Annotated in this window: 1 pseudogene; it reads left to right on the top strand. The window is 72.7% G+C overall.

Annotated elements, in window-relative coordinates:
- A pseudogene (locus JHD74_RS26215) lies at window positions 1–322 on the top strand (hypothetical protein); the annotation flags it as partial.

Here is a 322-nt window from a genome sequence, read left to right as displayed (position 1 = left end):
CCCCCCCCCCCCCCCCCCCCCCCCCCCCCCCCCCCCCCCCCCCCCCCCCCCCCCCCCCCCCCCCCCCCCCCCCCCCCCCCCCCCCCCCCCCCCCCCCCCCCCCCCCCCCCCCCCCCCCTTTTTCATGCTCCGGCGACCACCGAGATCTACACCCAGTTGGCATCGTCGGCAGCGTCAGATGTGTATAAGAGACAGGGCAAAAGCCTGGTGATCGCCGAGTTGGCAAAACGCGCCCGTGGCCGGGTGTTAGTGCTAGCCCACGTTAAAGAGCTGGTGGCGCAAAACCATAGCAAATACTGCGCTTACGGCCTGGAGGCCGACA

The organism is Serratia sp. ASV30 (assembly GCF_016428815.1).
GTDB classification, from domain to species: domain Bacteria; phylum Pseudomonadota; class Gammaproteobacteria; order Enterobacterales; family Enterobacteriaceae; genus Chania; species Chania fonticola_C.
Note: the sequence above shows the minus strand (reverse complement) of the source record. Positions and strands in the feature narration are given on the sequence as shown.